We start from the raw sequence: 18,799 nt of genomic DNA, 5'->3' as shown, positions 1-18,799 counted from the left end.
CTATATGCAGCCCAGGCGGAGGCCGCCACGCCCCCGTAAAGACGGCAGCCGCCCGCCCGGCCGCCCGGCGTACCGGGGCGGCGGGCGGGCGGCCGGGGGCCGGGCGGAACCCGTCAGCGGGCGGGCCGCCCGACTTTCAGCGGTGCCCTGGATTCAGCCCGTCTTTCAGCGGCGCCTGGTTTCAGCGGTGCCTGGGGCGATACCTCCGGCTCACCATCGCTATCGCCGCGCCCGAACCGACCGCCAGGACGGCGAGGGAGAGCATCTCCCACATGCCGGGGGTACCGGTGTGGGCGAGCGACCCGCCGTCCGGGTCCGGGGCGTTCGGCACCTGGGGCGCCGGCGGCACCGATGCCGACGGCACCGGTCCGGGTGACGGGGATGCCGGCGGCGGCGAGGTGGGCGGCTCGGACGTCGGCGGCGGGGACGTCGGCGGTGTCGGCTCGGGGACGTACACGCCGGCGTCGATGGTGTGGTCGACCCCTCCCGGCTTCGTCGGCGCCGTGACCGGCGCGTATCCGTCGCACAGCCGCCCGGTGGTCGGCGGGGTCACGTTGGAGTCGTGTGCCCGGTCGGCACCGGCCCGCGGGAGCGTGAACCGCAACTCGTCAGCCGTCGGCTGGCCCGGCACCTTGCTGGTGTCCGCGGTGCACACGTCGAACTGCACGGTGTACTTCGCGCCCGGCGTCAGCTCGTAGGCGGCGCCGACCCCGCCGAAGTAGTACTCGCCGGCGGCGTTCGTCCTGGTCGTGGCGACCTGCTTGCCGTCGGCGTCCAGCAGGTTGATCGTCGCGTCCGGGAGCAGCACGTGCCCGGCGTCCTGGATGCCGTTGTGGTCGCCGTCGAACCACACCACGTTGCCGATCTGGATCGGCGCGTTCGCCGCCGCGTACGCGATGTCGCCGAGCCCGCCGGCCTTGCCGAACCCGCCCTGGTCCCGGCTGACGAACTGGTATCCGTTGGCCTTCGGAGCGTTGCCCGGACCCTGGCCGGTGGTGATGTCGAAGTACCCGGTGCCGGAGGTCGCGACGTCGACGACCGGGTCGAACTCCGTGCTGACGACCCACTGCTGCTGCGGAATGTAGGCCACCGACCCCAGCGAGGTCTCCTGGTGCGGGCCGGCGAAGTAGTCGCCCGGGAAGTACTCGGCGACGTCGGCGCCCTGGCCACCGCTGTTGGCGGGAGTGGCGTGGTTGGGGCAGCTCCCGGTGCCCTCCCAGTCGTATGCACCGGTGGGAGTGGCGCAGACCATGACGATGTCACCACCGGCCATGCCGGACTCCGGCGTGTTGTTCCCCGGGCGGGGGTCCAGCCCTCCCCAGCCGAGCACGTCCATGAACCGGTCGCGGAAGCCCAGGATCATCGAACCGTCGCGGGCGAAGGCGAGCGAGGTGAGCTCCGGCTGCGGCTCGATGAAGGCGCCGCCCGGGCTCTTCTCGTCCCACCTGTCCAGGCTGGTGTTCCACGGGTTCCAGTGGGTGGCCTGCTCGACATTGGCGACACTGCTGATGACGGCGCCGCGTTTGGCCGTGAGCGGGTGGTCCAGCACCGGGGTGAACCGCTTGCCGTCATAGGTGTAGACGACGGCTTTCAGGTCCGCGCGCTGCTGCGTGCTCTCCGCGCTGCACACGCCGCCGACGTACAGCGTGTTGTTGTGGACTTCGAGACCGGACGGCCGCCAGTCACCGGGGCTCGCGCACCCCGGGTCCGGGATCGGCACCGTCGACCTGGGCGCCGATGCGGTGGCCCCTGTGGCGTCGAAGCTCACCAGGCTGCGGGTGCGCAGGTTCACCGCGTACAGCGTGGAGCCGTCCTCCGACAGGGCTATGCTGCCGATGCTCTCCTTGCCCGGTGCGTCGACGAACCCGGGGTCCTTGATCATGTTGGCGCTGTCGTGCGGCGTCACCGCGGCGTCCGGCACCCGCGCGAACAGCTTCGGCGCTTCGGAGCCGCTGACCGGCACCGTGTAGATCGCGCCACCGCCCTCCGGCCCGTACGCGGCGTACCGGCGGGCGAACGCGCTCTGGAACAGCCGGCCCTGGTACTTGTCGTACGCCAGCCCGTACGTCGTGCCCACCTGGGCCTGCGTGGTCAGCGTGACCGGGCACGCCACGTCGGCGGGACACGTGCCCCGGGCATTCGTCCCGAACGCCACCAGCGCCCGGGGGTCGGTCCCGCCGGGGCCGTTCTGGACCGGCACGTAGTACCGCGAGTCCGGCAGCGCGTAGTCGGCCGCGTCCCACACCCCGGTGATCACCGAGGCGTCTTTCCCGTCCGACACGTCCACGAACGACGTGAAGCTGTCGAAGTGGTTCTCCGCCGTCGAGGCCGGCGCCGCCCGCAGATAGTCGCTGTACGGCGCCGGGACGGTGACGTCGACGCGGTACCGGCCGCCGGTCAGCGCGCTCGACGGCGGCACGATGACCTTCCCGGTCGCGTCCGTGGTGCCGGTGACGTGATGGCCCGCCGCGTCGGAGACGTCGACCTTCATGCCCCGCTGCGGCACGTCCATGGTCGCGTTGATCACGCCGGTGCCGAAGAAGTCCCGCAGCACCTGGACCGTCACCGCGCCGTCGGCGGCCGACGCGCTGGCATCGCCGGCGCCTGTCGCCATCGTGCCCATGGCGCCGCCGACCAGCAGCAGACCGGATAACCCCGCCCGCGCCAACCTAGGTATCGGCATGGGTCTCCCTTCGCTTCATCGCCCAGTGAATAGCCCCCCTACCGTACAGATTGACGGTCCGTCACACGATGGGAACCGAGAGGTTTGTTGGGAGCCTGTTAGCATCCCGCCGCGTGCGGAGTATGAGGAAGCGAAAAAGTCCCTTACGGCGTGCGGCGGACCGGCGCCGGTGGTCGCTGCCACGGCCACGGTGGGTGGCAATCGCCGTCGGCGTCGCGGCTGCCGCGTTATCCGCTTTTCTGGCCATCTTTCTGGCTGTCGGCGACGGCGGCGGCCCGGCCGGCCGGCGCGCGCTGACCGCGGACGAGGCGAACCGGCTGGCGATCACGCGGTTTCTCAACTACCAGGCCACGGGCCGCGCGGTGACGATCACCGTGCCGGGCACCGCCGGCGAGCTGGTCGTCACCGCGTCCGTCGACTACCGCGCCAAGCGCGGCTACGGGGTGGTGCACGGCTCCGGGCGCGACACGTCCAGCGACGGGCTGATCGCGTGGTCGGCCGGCACCGTGTCGGTCCACCCCACGGCGGACGCCCCGGCGACCGCACCGGCGTCGCCGCCCGGGTCGGGCTGGTACAGCCGCCCGCTGGAGACGTCCGGCAGCTCCCTGGACACGTCGCTGGCCATCGCGCTCGGACTCGGCAGCGACCGGCCGGACAACGCCGAACTGGTGCGGCAGAACGGCGCCGCCTGGCTGGGGAAGGCCCGGTTGCACGGCCACCGCGTGGACATCATGACCGGGCCGGACGCCCGCGCCAAGGCCGGTTCGTCGGGCACCGTGCGCTACTGGCTCGGCCCGGACGGCACCATGTACCGGATGCGGGCCGAGGTGGCCTCCGAGTCACGGCCGGTGACCGTCGATTTCGACACCCAGGGCTACGTTCCGGTACGGCCGGTCCCCGGAGTCACCCCGGCGCGGTAGCCGGGACCCCGGCGCGAGAGCCGGAAGCCGGGAGCCGGGAGTCGCCCCGGGTCGGTCGCCGCCGCTCAGGACGTCCGCACCCGCGCGCTGCCGGCGAGCAGCGACGCCGACGGCAGCCGGACGCCCGCGGTGTCCGGCAGCGCCGGAACGGCCGGTACGACGGTCGGGCCGGCGGTGGCGGCATGCGGGAACTGCGGCTGCGGGCCAGGAGCGGCCACGTCGGTGAACGGGACACCGCCAGGCGCCGTCGGCCTCTCCCAGGTGCCGGACGGCGTGGCCGAGGTGGCGGAGACGGGGCAGGACGCGGTCGCCGCGAGCCGGGCGGGCGCGGTCGTCCGCAGCTCGTTGCCGCGCAGGCAGTTGCCCTTTCCGCGGGTGGCGGTGGGGAACGTCCCACCGACGTCGACGCCGTTGGCGGCGAAGGTGTTCTCCACGATCTGATTGCCGTCGGGCGGAATGTCGACGGTCGCGGTGATCACCAGCCCGGCGTAGAGGTTGTGGGCGACGCGGTTGCGGACGAACCGGTTGTCGCTGCCGCCGTCGACGCCGATACCGATGCCCCACCCGCCGTCGGCCTGGGCGGGGGTGAGCGTCTGCTGGTTCTCCGCGATCAGGTTGCCGGCGATGACGGCGCCCCGCTGCGGGAGCAGTTTCTCCTGGTGGTCGGAGTTGGTGGTGAGTCCCACCCGGTTGCCGACAAGGCGGTTGCCGACCACGTACATGTCGCCGCTGGCGTTGGTGCCTTCGTAACCGACCGCGTTGAGCTCGGCGACATTGTCCCGCACCACGACGCGGCACGGCTTGCACTGTCCGACGTAGATTCCCGAGTCCGCCGAGCCCGACGTGTACGAGTGCTCGATGACGCCGTCCTGCGCGGAGAACGCGTAGATGCCGTACAGCCCGTTCCGGGTCGCGGTCACATGGGACACCAGGAACGATTTGAGAAAGCTGACGGGCTCGTCGCCGGTGTCATAGCCGCCGCTGCGCCCCGGCAGTCCGGCGACCGCCTTCGCCGAACCGGTGACCAGTACCCCGTTCTGCGTGTTGTTCCGCACGGTCAGGTTCTCCACGGCCACCCCGGGCGCGGCGACGACGACACCGTTCGGCTGCCGCAGCCGCCCGTCGATGACGACCTTGTCCCGGGACTCGCCGCGCAGGGTGACCCGGGCCGTGCCGATCTTCACCGACTCGTGGTACACGCCCGGTGCGACGAGCACGAGGTCACCGGGGTGGGCGAGGGACACCGCGGCCGAGATCATCGGGGCGTCGGCCGGCACGTGGATCGTCACGTGCGCGCCGGACGGCCGCCGGCCCCGGTCCGGTCCGTCGTCGTCGGCGCCGCATCCCGTCACCAGGGTCAGTGTCCCCAGCACCGTCAGCGTGCCCAGCACCGCAACGATCTTGCGAAGACCTAATCGAGGCATGATCCCAGTTTCGCATGGCCCGAATTCCGCGTCCATTCAGGGCAGTTGCACCCCGCGAACCGGGCTTTCCGACCCGGCTCGGAAAGCCGGGCGGCCCGACCCGGCTGAAGGACGCCCGGGTTCGCCCCCGGCGGAGCCGCTATGGCACTCTCCATGCCATGCGTCGAGCCGATCGCCACCCGTCACGCCGCGCCCTCCTCGATGCCACCGGTGCCATGGTGGCCGTCGGCCTCACCGCCGGGTGCGAATCGCATTCCGCCCGGCCGGACCGGCGCGACGCGCCCGTCTCCGCCACACCGGTGCCGCCGACGGGCCGGCATCAGGCGGGCGTCACCCTCCCGCAGCCGGCCCAGCACAACCTGCTGGCCGTGGTGGCCGACGTCGGCGCCGACGTGGCCGTCGGCCCGTTACTGGCCGAACTCGGCCAGGCCGTCGCCAGGCTCACCGCGGGGACCGACGCGCGGCTGATGGGCCTGCCGCCGGGCGATCTCACCGTGACGATCGGGGTGGGCCCCCGACTGGTGCGCACGGCCGGTCCTGCCCTGCCCGGCGCGGCCGACCTCCCGCGGTTCTCCCGCGAGCGGATCGCCCCGCAGGCGCGCGGCGGCGACCTGCTGATACAGATCTGCGCGAGCGACGCCCTGGTATTACCGGTCGCCGCCGCCGCGCTTGCGGACCGGGCTGGTGACCGCATACGCGAACGCTGGCGGCAGTCCGGGCGCCGCGGCGCGAACGTCCCCGTGGCCGAGGGCCTTTCCGCGCCCCGGAACCTGCTCGGTTTCGTCGACGGCATCGTGGGGCCGAACACCACCGCCGAGCAGCAACGCGACCTGTGGCTGACCGGGCCGGCCCCGGTCGCCGGCGGCACCATCGCCGTACTACGCCGCATGGAACTCGACCTGACCCGGTTCGCCACGCTGTCCGTCGCCGACCAGGAGGCGGTCGTCGGCCGGCACCGGGCCACCGGCGTCCCCCTCTCCGGCGGCACCGCCGCCTCGGACCCGGACCTCGGCGCCAAGACGCCGGACGGGCGCTACCTCATCCCGGCAGACGCCCACGTCCGCAGAGCCCACTCCAACGTGATCGGCGTCGGTCTCATGCTCCGCCGCTCCTACAGCACCGACGAGCCCGCCCCCGGTCTGCTGTTCACCAGCTTCCAGAACGACCTGCGCACCTTCACCAAGACCCTGACCCACATGGACAGTTCCGACGCGCTGCTGGGATTCACCACCACCACCGCCAGTGCGACCTTCCTGATACTCCCCGGTTTCGACCGGCGGCGCCCGCTGGGCGCCACGCTGTTCCCCTGACCCGGCGCCGCCGTCGCTCGACACACCGCTTCGGCCCGCGACACAGTAGGGTCGTGCGCCGGCACAGGGTGACAGCGGCGGATCGGTGACGCCTGACCGGGGGGAGCCATGACGGACCAGTTACGCGTCGTCGTACTCGCACCGTCCGCGAGCGGCTTCGCCGTCGTGCGGCGCGCCTGCGAGGCCGCCGGGCACCTCCCGGTCGCCTACGCCTACGCCCGCTCGCTGCGGCCGCGGCGGCCCACCGACCCGTACGCCGTGGAATCGGCCGGGGATCTGGTCGGCGCGCTGCCCGCCGGCCTGGACCTGCTGCTGCCGGGCAGCGCGGCGGGTCTGCTGCGCGCGTTACCCGGCTACCGGCCCGACCTGATCGTGTGCAACGGCTTCCCCTGGCGGCTGCCGGAGCGCGTGCGCGCGGTGGCCCGGCTGGGCGCCGTCAACGTGCACCCGTCCCTGCTGCCGAGGTACCGCGGGCCGATCCCGGTGCACTGGGCGATCCGCAACGGGGACGCGCAGACCGGCGTCACGGTCCACTGGATGGACGACACCTTCGACACCGGCCCGGTGATCGCGGCGCGGGGCGGGGTGCCCATCGGCGACGAGCTGGACCCCGACGGGCTGTTGCGGCGGCTGGACCAGGTGTCGCGGGACGTGCTCGCGACAGCCCTGGACCGGGTCGCCGCGGGCTTCCCGGGCGAGCCGCAGGACGAGGCGGGGGCCAGCTACGCCGGGTGGATGGAGGAGGACTTCTCGTTCGTCGACTGGTCCCGCACCGCGCGCGAGGTGCACAACCAGGTCCGTACGTTCCAGTTCGGCGTGCCGGGTCCGCCGGGGCCGCTGGCCGAGGTGGACGGCCGCTGGGTGGCGCTGCTGCGCACCGGCACCACCGCCCCGCCGGGCGGCGGCGGGACGGTGCGGGTGGCGTGCGCGGACGGCCCGCTGTGGGTCGTGGAGACCGAGCCGGTGGACCCGCCCGCGGACCGGCCGCCGTTCGTCCGGCCCGCCCGGAGCCTGGGCTGACCGGCCCCTGTGGCCCGTGCCGGGGCGAGCGCGGGGCGCCGGCCGGGCGGCTCAGTCCCGCGGCGCCTCGTCCAGCCGGTCCTGGATACGGACCCGGATCGGCCGGGCACGCGGGTCGTCCCAGGCGGCGAGCAGGTCGAGCGCCTCGGCCCAGTGCGCTCGCGCCTCTTCCTCCTTGCCGCCGTGGTGCAGGGCGGTGGCCAGGCCGTCGAGCGCGTGGGCCAGCGGCCAGTCGTCGGCCAGCTCGCGGTGCACCGAGGCGGCCCTGCGGTGGAAGTCGGCGGCCTCCTCGTGGCGGCCCAGCTGCCCGTACGCCGCGCCGGCCGCGTGCCAGGCGCGGGCCTCGCGGGTCCGGTCGCCCAGGCGCCGCTGGAGGGTGGCGGCGCGCTGGTAGGAGACCAGGGCGTCCTCGGCGCGGCCGAGGGCCTGCTGGGTCCGGCCCAGTTCGAGCAGCCAGTAGCCCTCCCACACCAGGTTGCGGTGGTCGTGGGCGATGTCCATGGCGGCCTGCACGGACCGCAGCGCCTCCTCCGGCTCGCCGCTCTCCCGCTGGATGGCGGCCCGTATGCGCAGGGCGTTGCCCTCTTCTCCCTTGTCCCCCCGCTCCCGGTGGATGGCCAGGGCCTGCCGGACGCACTCGGCGGCCTGCGCCAGCTCCTCCGACTCGTACGTGACCTCGGCCAGGTTCGACGCCGCGACGCCCTCCCAGTGCACGGCGCCGATCTCCCCGAAGACCTCCCTGGCCTGCTCGAAGCGCGCGCGGGCCTCGGCCAGGCGCCGCCCGCGCAGGCAGATGAGCCCGAGGTCGTTCAGCGCCAGCGCCTCGCCCAGCCGGTCGCCGGTCTCGCGGCGCGCGGCCAGAGCGGCCTCGTGGTACTCCTCGCCCTCCGCCAGCCGGTGCGACTGGGTGCAGGCCATGCCCAGGCTCTCCAGCAGCTCGGCCTCGCCGACGCGGTCGCCCAGCCTGCGGGCGGCCGCCAGGCCGATGCGGCCCATGGTCAGCCACTCCTCGAAGGGGTTGACGAGCATGTGCACGCTGCGCAGCACGGCCGGGAGCTGCCAGGCGATCCGGTCCAGGCCCGCGGCCTCGGCGGCGCGGACGGCCGCGAGCAGGTTGACACGCTCCTGCTCGTACCAGCTCATGGCCTCCTCGTAGTCCGAGAAGGCCGACGGCGTGACCCCGTCCTCCGCCGGGTCCAGCGGGATGTGGGCCTCGGCGGGATTGACGCGCGTCTGGACGGCGTCGGCGGTGTGCAGGTACCAGGTCAGGACCCGCCGCTGGGCCGCCTCCCGCTCCTGGGCCGGCTCCTCGTGCCGCGCCTGGTCGGTCGCGTACGCGCGCAGCAGGTCGTGGAACTCGTAGCGGTCCGGCGCGGTCTGCTCCAGCAGGTGGGCGCCGACCAGGACGTCCAGCAGGTGCCGGGCCCGGCCGGCGGGCACCCCGGCCAGCGCCGCGGCGGCCGACGCGCTGAACTCGGGCCCGGGGTGCAGCCCCAGCAGCCGGAACAGGTGCGCGGCGTCCGCGGACAGCGCGCGGTAGGACCAGGCGAACACCGTGCGCACCGCCTCGGCCTCCTCGTCGTCCCCCACGCTCAGCGCGTCCCACAGCGCCGACTCGTCCCGCAGATCGGATATCAGGTCGTCCAGCCGCAGGTGCGGACGGCTGGCGGCGCGCTCGGCCGCGATTCGCAGGGCCAGCGGCAGGCGGGCGCACAGCCGCGCCAGCTCGACCAGCTTCTCGCTGTCGTCCGCGGGGCGGTAGTCGGCGGTGACGGCGCGCAGCAGCGCGACGGCCTCCGTCTCGGTGAGCGTGCCCAGGGTGATCCGGCGGGCGCCGTCGCGCACGGCGAGGCCGGACAGGGTGCTGCGGCTGGTGACGACGGCCAGGCAGCCCGCGGCGCCCGGCAGCAGCGGGCGGACCTGCGCGGCCGTCGCGGCGTTGTCCAGGACGACCAGCATGCGCCGGCCGGCCAGCAGCGAGCGGTAGAGGGCGGCGGCGGCCTCCTGGTCGGCCGGGATGCCGCGCGGCGGCACGCCGAGCGCGGTGAGGAACCGGTGCAGCGCCTCCTGCGCGGTGACCGGCGTCCCCGGGTCGTAGCCGCGCAGGTTGACGTAGAGCTGGCCGTCCGGAAAGTACTGCTGCGCCTGGTGCGCCCAGCGCAGCGCCAGGGACGTCTTGCCGACGCCCGCCGTGCCGGCGATGACGTACACCGAGACGACGAGCGGCTCGCCGCCGTCGTCGGTCAGGACGGCGTTGAGGCGCTGGAGCTCGTCGGCACGGTTGACGAATTCCCGTACGTCTCCGGGCAGCTGCCGCGGCTTCGGGTTGTCCGGCTGCCCGGGACGGCCGCCGTGGTGGAAATGGACACCACCGCTGACGTCCCGGGCCTGCACGACATCGCCCGCGGAACCCGAGAGCTCGGAATGGGTGCCGTGGTCTTCTTTTCGCTCGTTTCCCTCGTTGATCTGCTACTCCGGATGTGGGGGCGGCAGGTGCGCTACTTTGCGGTCGAAATAGGAACTCAGGTCTTCGCCCGCCTCATAGAGCTCTCTGGTGAGCTCCGCGCACCGGGCGACCGTACGGGCGTCCGTGAACCGGACCGCTCCGTCGAGGATTCCCTGGTCCGTGTACAGGATCTTGTACAGTGTACGGTCCCCGAGAGTCAGCAGCTCGGGCAGGGGTTCGCCGCGCTCCAGGTCCCGGACGTGCTCGGGACCCACCACCCTGATCAGCTCGCCGCACTGCTCGCGCAGCCGTAACAGCCACAGCTCCCATTGCAGGTACGGCGTGACGGGCTCCTCCACCACGCGCACCCGGTACAGGGTGACGCGGTGCCGCTCCACCTCCCGGGAGAACTCGCGCAGGTAGTCGCGCTCGTCCTCGATGAGGCTGAGCGCCTTGTCCCAGTCGCCCCGGGCGAACGCCTCCCAGCTGTCGAAGCCGGGCTCCTTGAAGGTCTGCTGCCGCTCCAGCTTCCACGAGTCCTGGCCGTCGATCGCCCACTGGCGCTCCTCGAAGTCGCGCTGGTAGGTGTCGAGATCGAGGACTTCGCCGCGCGCCGTGCCGATGCCGAGACCGTCGAGACCGTCAAGCCTGAGCATCGGGGATATCCGGTTTCGCGGCGCTCAGCATGATTCCCGGAATGATGACCAGCCGCTCGTCCGCGGCGATGGTGACGCCCTCCGGCAGGCGGGGCTCGTAGCTGCCGGTCAGGTCGCGGCCGATGACCGCGATATCGCCGTTGTCGAGCTGCCAGATGTCGGGGCAGCCGTTACGGCCGCCGGTGGCGCCCAGTTCGGCCGCGGATTTCCCGAGCCGCCGTGCTAATGACGCGGAGGGGTCGGCCTCCCACGCGCGTTCCGCCATCTTTTCCCCCACCTGTTCTTCCCGGTTACGGGTAGGACGAAAGCCCATCTGTCACTGAGTGTAAGGAAGGGAGACACGGACGGCAACAGATTCCGTTGCTCCAACAGCGGGAATCAGACATTCCGCGGAGCGCGCCGGGGAGACCGACCAAGGGGGTCAGGCCGGGGCGGCCGTCAGGCCGGAGGCAGGAGCTTCTTCTGGGGCTTGCCCATGGCGTTGCGCGGCAGCGCGTCCAGGAAGCGGACCTTGCGCGGGCGCTTGTGGGCCGACAGGTGGGCGGCCACGAAGTCGATCAGGTCCTGCTCGGTCACGCCGTCGGCCACCACGTACGCCACGATCTGCTGGCCCAGGTCGTCGTGCGGCGCGCCGACCACCGCCGCCTCGCGGACGGACGGGTGGGCCAGCAGGGCGTTCTCGACCTCGCCCGCGCCGATGCGGTAGCCGCCGGACTTGATCATGTCGGTGGAGGCGCGGCCCACGATGCGGTGGAAGCCGTCGGGCTCGATCGCGGCAATGTCGCCCGTACGGAACCAGCCGTCCGGGGTGTAGCAGTCGGCGGTCGCCTCCGGGCGGTTCAGGTAGCCCTTGAAGAGGGTGGGGCCGGTGAGCTGGAGTTCGCCGATGTCCGCGCCGGGCTCGGCGGCGATGCGGGTCTCGAAGCCGGTCAGCGGCGTGCCCACGTAGCCCGGGCGGCGGTCGCCGTCCGCGCGGGCCGAGAGGGTGATCAGGGTCTCGGTCATGCCGTACCGCTCCACCGGGCGGTGGCCGGTCAGGTCCGCCATCTGCTGGAAGACCGGCGCGGGCAGCGGCGCGCTGCCGGAGACCAGCAGCCGGGCGCCGGACAGGGCGCGGGCGGCGGGCGGGTCCTGGACGACGCGGTGCCAGACGGTGGGCACGCCGAAGTAGAGGCTGCCGCCCGCCGCCGCGTAGGCGGCCGGGGTGGGGCGGCCGGTGTGCACCAGGCGGCTGCCGTGGCGCAGCGGGCCCAGCACGCCAAGCACCAGGCCGTGCACGTGGAACAGCGGCAGGCCGTGGACCAGGGTGTCCTCGGCCGTCCACGCCCAGGCGTCGGCCAGCGCGTCCAGGCCCGCGGCCACCGCCCCGCGCGAGATGAGCACGCCCTTGGGCGCGCCCGTCGTGCCCGAGGTGTAGAGGATGAACGCCGTCGTGTCCGCGTCCGGCTCCGGCTTGGACCACGCGGCCCGCTCGGCCGGGTCCACCGGCACGTACTCCACCCCGTCCGGAGCCCCGTGCGGAGCGCCGCCCGGCGCCCCCGCGTCCTCGGCCGCGCCCAGCAGCAGCGCGGCGCCGGAGTCGCGCAGGATGTGGTCCAGTTCGGCGGGCCCGGAGTCGGGCGGTACGGGCACCACCGGCACCCCGGCGAGCAGGCCGCCCACCACCGCCGCCACCGTCTCCAGGCTCGCCGTGGCCCGCACCGCCACCACCGGCGCCCCGGCGATCCGGGCGGCGACCGCGCCCGCGGCGCCCAGCAGCTCCTCGCGCGAGGCGGTGCGGCCCGCCACGGTGAGCGCGTCCGGGGCGTCGCCGTACGGGGCGTACGCGGCGCCGTCGCCGGATCCGGCGAGGGCCGGCAGCAGAGGTGTGGGCATGGACAGCTCCTTCTCAGCGACGTCGGGGCCGCGGGCCGCTCCCCCGCGACGCCACACATCGTGCCCCACGAACCTGAACGGGCCCACCGGCGGCCACGCGCGTACCGGTGCCCGCGGCCCGGGACGGGGGGCAGCACCGCGCCGATAGGGGTGCTAGCCCCCGTTACAAGCCCGGCCGCGCGCCCGTACCGTCGACGCCATGGACGCCCGTGACACGGAGCTGAAGAAGGAACTCGACGCCACCCTGGCGACCCGCAAGGAGCTGGGGCCGGAGTACGAGGCGGAGCTGGTCGAGGCCTTCCTGGAGAAGGTCGAGAAGCGGTTCGACGACACCGCCGACCGCCATGTGCGGCGGCAGCTGGCCGAGCAGCAGATGACGGCCGCGCGCGGCGGCCGGCCGCAGGTCGCCGGCGGCCGGGCCGGGCAGGGCGAGGGAATGGGGGTCGGCGAGCGGTTCGGCTTCGTCACCGTCTCGCTGGTGCTGTCCATCCCGCTGTCCGCCATCGGCGCGGTGAACGCCGGGCTGGCCGGGCTGCTGGTCACCTGGGCCGGGATCTTCGGGGTCAACGCGGTGCACGCCAGCGGCGGGTTCCCGTGGTTCCGGCGCGGCAGGCGGTCCGAGGACTGACGCGGGGGGTTCGGGGGTTCGGGGTTCGCTTCCCGCGCGGTCCGAGGGGTTTCCGCTCCGCGGTCCCCGCGCGTGGCACGGGCGCGCTCCCGCGCGGGTCGTGCAGGCCGTCGCAGAATCCTGCCCGGATCACGGATGGGTCTCGGTTGCCCCGGCTCCGTGGGAGCCCGGTTTACCGGCCTCCCGGCCACGGGAGGAAAGAGGATGTCGCGGGGACCGCCGCACCCCGGTGTGAGCACCGAGGGCGGGACGACGGCGGTCCCCGCGAGGGGACGCGGGGCGGGTTCAGATCCGACCTGCCGCGTCCGGGCGCCCATGGAGGTCCGGGAGCCGCTCCGGAGGTCCTTGGCGCCGCACTTCGGGTGTCGGTGTCGTCCTTTCCGACGCCCACTAATCTGCCGGACCTGTGTTAAGTCCGTGCTGCGAGGACGTGACACGTACGTACCGGTTGTCGAAACTGCCGTGAGCAGGGCTTCCGCATCACCCGGCCGGGGGATTGCGGGGCGGTTCCGGGCGGCTTTGCGGGCGCCGGGCGCCGGTTTCTGGCGGATCGTGAGATTCCGGCCGTGCCGTGCCAGGACTGCCGGACGCCAGGGCTGCCGGGCGCCAGGGCGTCCGGCTGCCAGGGCGGCCGGGCCGCACCCTCCGGGTCGCACTCCCCAGGCTGTGCCCTCCCGGTCGCACTCCCGGGTCGCGTTCCCCGGTCGCGCCTTCCGGCCCGTACGGACCTCTCCGCTTCCCGTACCCCGGTTCCGCACGCGCGACGCGTACGGAACCGGCGTCAGCGGGACGTCTTCGCCAGGAACGACAGCAGGTCCTGCCGGCTCACCACGCCCGTCGGCTTGCCCTCCACCAGCACGATCGCCGCGTCCGACTCGCCGAGCACCGCCATCAGGTCCTCCACCGTCTCGCCCGAGCCGACGTGCGGCAGCGGCGGGCTCATGTGCTTCTCCAGCGGGTCCGTCAGCGCCGCGCGCCCCGCGAACAGCGCCGCCAGCAGCTCCCGCTCGACCACCGAGCCGATGACCTCGGCGGCCATCACGTCCGGGTGCCCGGCGCCCGGCTTGACGATCGGCATCTGCGACACGCCGTACTCGCGCAGCACCTCGATGGCTTCGCCGACCGTCTCGTCCGGGTGCATGTGCACCAGGGACGGCAGGCCGCCCTCCTTGCCCTGCATCACGTCGCCGACGCGGCGGGCCGGGGTGCCCTCCTCCAGGAAGCCGTAGTCGGCCATCCACTCGTCGTTGAAGATCTTCGACAGGTAGCCGCGGCCGCTGTCGGGCAGCAGCACGACCACCACGTCGTCCGGTCCGAGCGGCCTGGCCACGCGCAGCGCGGCCACGACCGCCATCCCGCACGAGCCGCCGACCAGCAGGCCCTCCTCCTTCGCCAGGCGCCGCGTCATCTGGAAGGCGTCCTTGTCGGAGACGGCCACGATCTCGTCGGCCACGTCGCGGTCGTAGGCGGTGGGCCAGAAGTCCTCGCCGACGCCCTCGATCAGGTACGGCCGCCCGGAGCCGCCCGAGTACACCGAGCCCTCCGGGTCGGCGCCCACGACCCGCACCCGGCCGCCGCTGACCTCCTTCAGGTAGCGGCCGGTGCCGGTGATGGTGCCGCCCGTGCCGACGCCCGCCACGAAGTGCGTGATCCGGCCGTCCGTCTGCTCCCACAGCTCGGGCCCGGTGCTCTCGTAGTGCGAGCGCGGGTTCTCCGGGTTGCTGTACTGGTCGGGCTTCCAGGCGCCGGGGATGTCGCGGACCAGGCGGTCGGAGACGTTGTAGTACGAGTCGGGGTGCTCGGGGGCGACGGCGGTCGGGCAGACGACCACCTCGGCGCCGTACGCGCGCAGCACGTTGATCTTGTCGGTGGAGACCTTGTCCGGGCAGACGAAGACGCAGCCGTAGCCCTTGCGCTGGGCGACCATGGCCAGGCCCACACCGGTGTTGCCCGAGGTCGGCTCCACGATCGTGCCGCCCGGGCACAGCTGACCCGAGCGCTCCGCCGCCTCGATCATCCGCACCGCGATGCGGTCCTTCACCGATCCGCCCGGATTGAAGTACTCCACCTTCGCCAGGACCGTCGCCTGGATGTCACCGGTGACGCTCGTGAGCTTGACCAGCGGGGTGTTGCCGACCAGTTCGATCATGGATTCGTAGTACCGCACGCCTGCTCCCGGTCCGGGTCACCGCGGGATCTCCGCGGTCGGGGCGGCCGCCGCCGCGGGCCCGTCATGTCAGCTTATTGCCCCGCCGCCGCGCGCGGGCGGCTCGTCTGGTGTGCGGAGGTACGGGCGGGGTTCGGCGGTACGGCGCCGGCGGTGCGGGCGGGGCCCGCGGCCGTACGCGCGGGCCGGCGGTCGGACGGACGCGTACGCGCGGGCCGACGGCCGAAGCGAGCGCACGCGCGGGCGAGCGGAACGCGCCCGGCGCGGCGGCGCCACACCAGCTGATTCACGGGCATAGCAGGAATAGCACCATAGGCCCGACAATCGTCAGTCCCGGCAGCACCGCAGAACGACCACCCAGCGGCCGGGACCAGTCCCGAGGGGAAGGCGGCGGGCCATGTCGATGTCCAGGGCGAGGGCCGCACGGCGGATCGCGGCCGCGGCGGCCTACGGAGGCGGCGGCATCGGACTGCTCGGCGGTGCCGCCGCCGCGCTGCTCGTGACCGAGATGTCCCTGGCCAGGCGGGTGATCGGCGAGCCCGACGCGCCGCCGCCCGACGCCGACGGCCGCTACGGCTACGCCCTCGCCCGCCGCACCGGGCAGCCTCCGCTGCTGCTCGGTTTCCTCGGCGACTCCACGGCCGCCGGGCAGGGCGTGGCCCGGCCGGGCCAGACGCCGGGCGCGCTGCTGGCCACCGGGCTCGCGGCGGTCGCGGAGCGCCCGGTCGACCTGCGGAACGCGGCGGTCTCCGGCGCCCGGTCGGACGACCTGGAGCGGCAGGTCCGGCTGCTGCTCGGCGGGCCGGACCGGGCCGCGCCGGGCCTGGGGGTCGCGGCGCCGGGGGCGTCCGCCGGCGGCCGGTCGGCGTACGGCGGCCTGCTGCTCGGCGGGCCGCCGGAGTCCGCCGGCCGGCCGGAGTCCCGCCCGCTGCCGGCCGGCGGCCTGTCGGCGGCGGGCGAGGACGGGTTCCGGCCCCGCGTCCCCGACCTCTGCGTGATCATGGTCGGCGCGAACGACGTCACCCACCGGGTCCCGCCCGCCCGGTCCGTACGGCTGCTGACCGAGGCCGTACGGACCCTGCGGGCCGCGGGCAGCGAGGTGGTCGTGGGCACCTGCCCGGACCTGGGCACCATCGAGCCCGTCTACCAGCCGCTGCGCTGGGTGGCCCGGCGGCTGAGCCGCCAGCTCGCCGCCGCGCAGACCATCGCCGTGGTCGGGGAGGGCGGGCGGGCGGTGTCGCTGGGCGACCTGCTGGGGCCGGAGTTCGCGGCGCGCCCGCGCGAGCTGTTCGGTCCGGACAGCTACCACCCGTCGGCCGAGGGGTACGCGACGGTCGCCGCCGTGCTGCTGCCGTCGCTGTGCGCGGCGCTCGGCCTGTGGCCGGACGCGGCGGACGAGGCGGCCCCGGAGGCGGGCGTGCTGCCGGTGGCCCAGGCCGCCGCCGAGGCCGCGGCCGAGGGCGGCACCGAGGTGACGGCGGCCCGCGGCCCGTGGGCGCGGCTGCTGCGCCGCCGCAGGCACCGGCACGGCCTGCCCGCCGAGGCGGCGGCTCCGGCCCGCGCGGACGCGTCCCGGGCCTGAGCCGCGCCCGACCGGGCCTGAGCGCCTGACCCGGCCTGAGCCGCCCGGCGGCCGCCGACCGGGGCGTACGGGGCCGGGCACGGGGTTTTCGAGGGTTCCCGGGACGCCCGGGGCGCGCCCGGAAAGCGAGACGCGTGAACGGCGGACGAACGGGTAGGACCCGACTGAGCGGGCGCTTAGAAAAGAGTTCCGCATCACAGCCCGCGCACCGTGACCCTTGTCGTACCTACGGGTAACTTCGCTGGCAGCCCAGCGTTCCCAACGCGCACCTTGGAGCCGTGATGCCCGAAGCCGTGATTGTCTCCGCCGCCCGTACGCCCATCGGCCGCGCCTTCAAGGGTTCCCTCAAGGACGTACGGCCCGACGACCTCGCCGCCGAGATCGTCCGTACGGCGCTGGCCAAGGTCCCTCAGCTCGACCCGCGCGAGATCGACGACCTCATGCTCGGCTGCGGCCTGCCCGGCGGCGAGCAGGGCCACAACCTCGGGCGGATCGTCGCCGTGCAGCTCGGCATGGACTTCCTGCCCGGCTGCACCATCACCCGCTACTGTTCCTCGTCCCTCCAGACCACCCGCATGGCGCTGCACGCCATCAAGGCGGGCGAGGGCGACGTGTTCGTCTCGGCGGGCGTGGAGACGGTCTCCCGGTTCGCCAAGGGCACCACGGACGACATGGAGGGCACCCACAACCCGCTCTTCGCCGAGGCCGAGGCCCGCACCGCGGCGCGCGCCGAGCAGGGCGGCGAGGGCTGGCACGACCCGCGCGAGGACGGGCTCGTCCCGGACGCCTACATCGCGATGGGCCAGACCGCCGAGAACCTCGCCCGGCTCAAGGGGATCACCCGCGAGGAGATGGACGAGTTCGCCGTACGGTCCCAGAACCTCGCCGAGGAGGCCATCAAGAACGGCTTCTGGGAGCGCGAGATCACCCCGGTGACCACGCCCGACGGCACGGTCGTGGCCAAGGACGACGGCCCGCGCGCGGGCACCACGCTGGAGGGCGTGGCGGCCCTGAAGCCCGCCTTCCGCCCGGACGGCCTCATCACCGCGGGCAACTCCTGCCCGCTCAACGACGGCGCCGCCGCGCTCGTGATCATGTCGGACACCAAGGCGCGCGAGCTGGGCGTGACGCCGCTCGCCCGGGTCGTGTCCACCGGCGTCTCCGGCCTCTCCCCCGAGATCATGGGCTACGGCCCGGTCGAGGCGTCCGAGCGGGCGCTGGCCCGCGCGGGTCTCTCGATCGGCGACATCGACCTGGTGGAGATCAACGAGGCGTTCGCCGCGCAGGTCATCCCCTCGTACCGCGACCTGGGCATCGACATCGACCGGCTGAACGTCAACGGCGGCGCCATCGCCGTGGGCCACCCCTTCGGCATGACCGGCGCCCGGATCACCACGACCCTGATCAACTCGCTCCAGTTCCACGACAAGCAGTTCGGCCTGGAGACGATGTGCGTCGGCGGCGGGCAGGGCATGGCGATGGTCATCGAGCGGCTGAGCTGAGCGGGGCGCCGGTGGGCTTGGCGCCCACCGGCGCGCCCGGCGGCATGGCGCGAGGCCCGGGCGCCGGGGGCGGTTGCGGGGCGGCTGCGGAGTGGCCGCGGGACGGTCGGCGTCCGGTCGCGGACCGGTCGGCGCGGGCTCGGGTGTGCCGCCTGGCCGGGGCGGGCTCCGGCACGGCCCCCGGTCAGCTCGGGCCGGGGCGCGGCCGCCTGGTCGGGGCGGGCCCTGACGCCGCCATCCGCCCGGCGGGGACACGGTACGGGCCCGTCGGACCGCCTCGGGCCCCTACCGTGCGCGATCGGCCCGCGCGGGCGCCCGCCCTCCTGCCCGGACGGCCCGGTCGCCCACCGGCCCGGTCGCCCGGACGGCCCGCGGGCCCGTGCCGGTGGCCCGCTTCGGTCCGCCGGCCAGGACGGCCCCCGGCGGCGGCGTCACGGCCTCGCCTCCCGCGCCACGAGGGCCGCGCGGGAAGGCGGCCGCGGCCGGAGCGGACCGGTGGGTGATGCCGCCACGGCGGACCGCCACAGCTCGGCGCGCCCGGCCCACGCCCGTCGCGCGGGCCCCGACCCGGAGGACCGCGGACCCG

At 74.2% G+C, this 18,799-nt stretch carries 13 protein-coding genes; 6 read left to right on the top strand and 7 right to left on the bottom strand.

What is annotated here, in order from left to right:
- Positions 1-181: 181 nt before the first annotated feature.
- Complete coding sequence (locus RKE29_RS04100; protein ID WP_312003648.1) at positions 182-2,614, bottom strand: SdrD B-like domain-containing protein; 2,433 nt, start codon at positions 2,612-2,614, stop codon at positions 182-184.
- A gap of 308 nt (positions 2,615-2,922) precedes the next feature.
- Here RKE29_RS04100 and RKE29_RS04095 point away from each other — a divergent pair, with 308 nt between their 5' ends.
- Positions 2,923-3,603 (top strand): hypothetical protein, encoded by a 681-nt coding sequence (locus RKE29_RS04095; RefSeq protein ID WP_312003647.1) that lies wholly within the window; start codon positions 2,923-2,925, stop codon positions 3,601-3,603.
- A 65-nt stretch (positions 3,604-3,668) separates the two neighbouring features.
- Here the strand turns inward: RKE29_RS04095 and RKE29_RS04090 are convergent, their stop codons facing one another.
- Positions 3,669-5,027, bottom strand: a complete 1,359-nt coding sequence (locus tag RKE29_RS04090) for a right-handed parallel beta-helix repeat-containing protein (RefSeq protein ID WP_312003621.1) — start codon at positions 5,025-5,027, stop codon at positions 3,669-3,671.
- A 158-nt stretch (positions 5,028-5,185) separates the two neighbouring features.
- Here RKE29_RS04090 and RKE29_RS04085 point away from each other — a divergent pair, with 158 nt between their 5' ends.
- Both RKE29_RS04085 and RKE29_RS04080 read left to right on the top strand, forming a co-directional pair.
- Positions 5,186-6,337, top strand: a complete 1,152-nt coding sequence (locus tag RKE29_RS04085; protein ID WP_312003620.1) for a Dyp-type peroxidase — start codon at positions 5,186-5,188, stop codon at positions 6,335-6,337.
- A gap of 108 nt (positions 6,338-6,445) precedes the next feature.
- Positions 6,446-7,357 (top strand): formyltransferase family protein, encoded by a 912-nt coding sequence (locus RKE29_RS04080; protein WP_312003619.1) that lies wholly within the window; start codon positions 6,446-6,448, stop codon positions 7,355-7,357.
- A 51-nt stretch (positions 7,358-7,408) separates the two neighbouring features.
- Here the strand turns inward: RKE29_RS04080 and RKE29_RS04075 are convergent, their stop codons facing one another.
- The 4 genes from RKE29_RS04075 to RKE29_RS04060 all read right to left on the bottom strand — a co-directional run bounded on the left by RKE29_RS04075 (position 7,409) and on the right by RKE29_RS04060 (position 12,334).
- Positions 7,409-9,751 (bottom strand): tetratricopeptide repeat protein, encoded by a 2,343-nt coding sequence (locus RKE29_RS04075; RefSeq protein WP_312003618.1) that lies wholly within the window; start codon positions 9,749-9,751, stop codon positions 7,409-7,411.
- A 75-nt stretch (positions 9,752-9,826) separates the two neighbouring features.
- A complete protein-coding gene (locus tag RKE29_RS04070) occupies positions 9,827-10,459 on the bottom strand; it encodes a DUF6879 family protein (protein WP_312003617.1) in 633 nt (210 codons plus the stop codon).
- Positions 10,446-10,724 (bottom strand): hypothetical protein, encoded by a 279-nt coding sequence (locus RKE29_RS04065; RefSeq protein WP_312003646.1) that lies wholly within the window; start codon positions 10,722-10,724, stop codon positions 10,446-10,448. Before RKE29_RS04065 ends, RKE29_RS04070 begins: the two co-directional genes overlap by 14 nt.
- A gap of 173 nt (positions 10,725-10,897) precedes the next feature.
- Positions 10,898-12,334, bottom strand: coding sequence for an acyl-CoA synthetase (locus RKE29_RS04060; protein WP_312003616.1), 1,437 nt, complete (start codon positions 12,332-12,334; stop codon positions 10,898-10,900).
- A 199-nt stretch (positions 12,335-12,533) separates the two neighbouring features.
- On the opposite strand from RKE29_RS04060, the gene RKE29_RS04055 reads away from it, so the two are divergent.
- Complete coding sequence (locus tag RKE29_RS04055; RefSeq protein WP_312003615.1) at positions 12,534-12,962, top strand: hypothetical protein; 429 nt, start codon at positions 12,534-12,536, stop codon at positions 12,960-12,962.
- A 781-nt stretch (positions 12,963-13,743) separates the two neighbouring features.
- Here RKE29_RS04055 and RKE29_RS04050 read toward each other — a convergent pair.
- Complete coding sequence (locus RKE29_RS04050) at positions 13,744-15,129, bottom strand: cystathionine beta-synthase (protein ID WP_312003614.1); 1,386 nt, start codon at positions 15,127-15,129, stop codon at positions 13,744-13,746.
- Positions 15,130-15,526: 397 nt separating this feature from the next.
- Here RKE29_RS04050 and RKE29_RS04045 point away from each other — a divergent pair, with 397 nt between their 5' ends.
- Both RKE29_RS04045 and RKE29_RS04040 read left to right on the top strand, forming a co-directional pair.
- Positions 15,527-16,711, top strand: coding sequence for an SGNH/GDSL hydrolase family protein (locus tag RKE29_RS04045; RefSeq protein ID WP_312003613.1), 1,185 nt, complete (start codon positions 15,527-15,529; stop codon positions 16,709-16,711).
- Positions 16,712-16,992: 281 nt separating this feature from the next.
- Positions 16,993-18,213, top strand: a complete 1,221-nt coding sequence (locus RKE29_RS04040) for an acetyl-CoA C-acetyltransferase (RefSeq protein WP_312003612.1) — start codon at positions 16,993-16,995, stop codon at positions 18,211-18,213.
- The last annotated feature ends 586 nt before the right edge of the window (positions 18,214-18,799 follow it).

It is taken from the genome of Streptomyces sp. B1866 (genome assembly GCF_031932565.1).
Lineage (GTDB): Bacteria > Actinomycetota > Actinomycetes > Streptomycetales > Streptomycetaceae > Streptomyces.
Note: the sequence above shows the minus strand (reverse complement) of the source record. Positions and strands in the feature narration are given on the sequence as shown.

Coding starts and splice junctions, on each gene's coding strand:
- RKE29_RS04100 (WP_312003648.1), bottom strand. CDS start 2,614: ATGGCGACAGGCGCCGGCGATGCCAGCGCGTCGGCCGCCGACGGCGCG.
- RKE29_RS04090 (WP_312003621.1), bottom strand. CDS start 5,027: ATGCCTCGATTAGGTCTTCGCAAGATCGTTGCGGTGCTGGGCACGCTG.
- RKE29_RS04085 (WP_312003620.1), top strand. CDS start 5,186: ATGCGTCGAGCCGATCGCCACCCGTCACGCCGCGCCCTCCTCGATGCC.
- RKE29_RS04080 (WP_312003619.1), top strand. CDS start 6,446: ATGACGGACCAGTTACGCGTCGTCGTACTCGCACCGTCCGCGAGCGGC.
- RKE29_RS04070 (WP_312003617.1), bottom strand. CDS start 10,459: ATGCTCAGGCTTGACGGTCTCGACGGTCTCGGCATCGGCACGGCGCGC.
- RKE29_RS04065 (WP_312003646.1), bottom strand. CDS start 10,724: ATGGCGGAACGCGCGTGGGAGGCCGACCCCTCCGCGTCATTAGCACGG.
- RKE29_RS04060 (WP_312003616.1), bottom strand. CDS start 12,334: ATGCCCACACCTCTGCTGCCGGCCCTCGCCGGATCCGGCGACGGCGCC.
- RKE29_RS04055 (WP_312003615.1), top strand. CDS start 12,534: ATGGACGCCCGTGACACGGAGCTGAAGAAGGAACTCGACGCCACCCTG.
- RKE29_RS04045 (WP_312003613.1), top strand. CDS start 15,527: ATGTCGATGTCCAGGGCGAGGGCCGCACGGCGGATCGCGGCCGCGGCG.
- RKE29_RS04040 (WP_312003612.1), top strand. CDS start 16,993: ATGCCCGAAGCCGTGATTGTCTCCGCCGCCCGTACGCCCATCGGCCGC.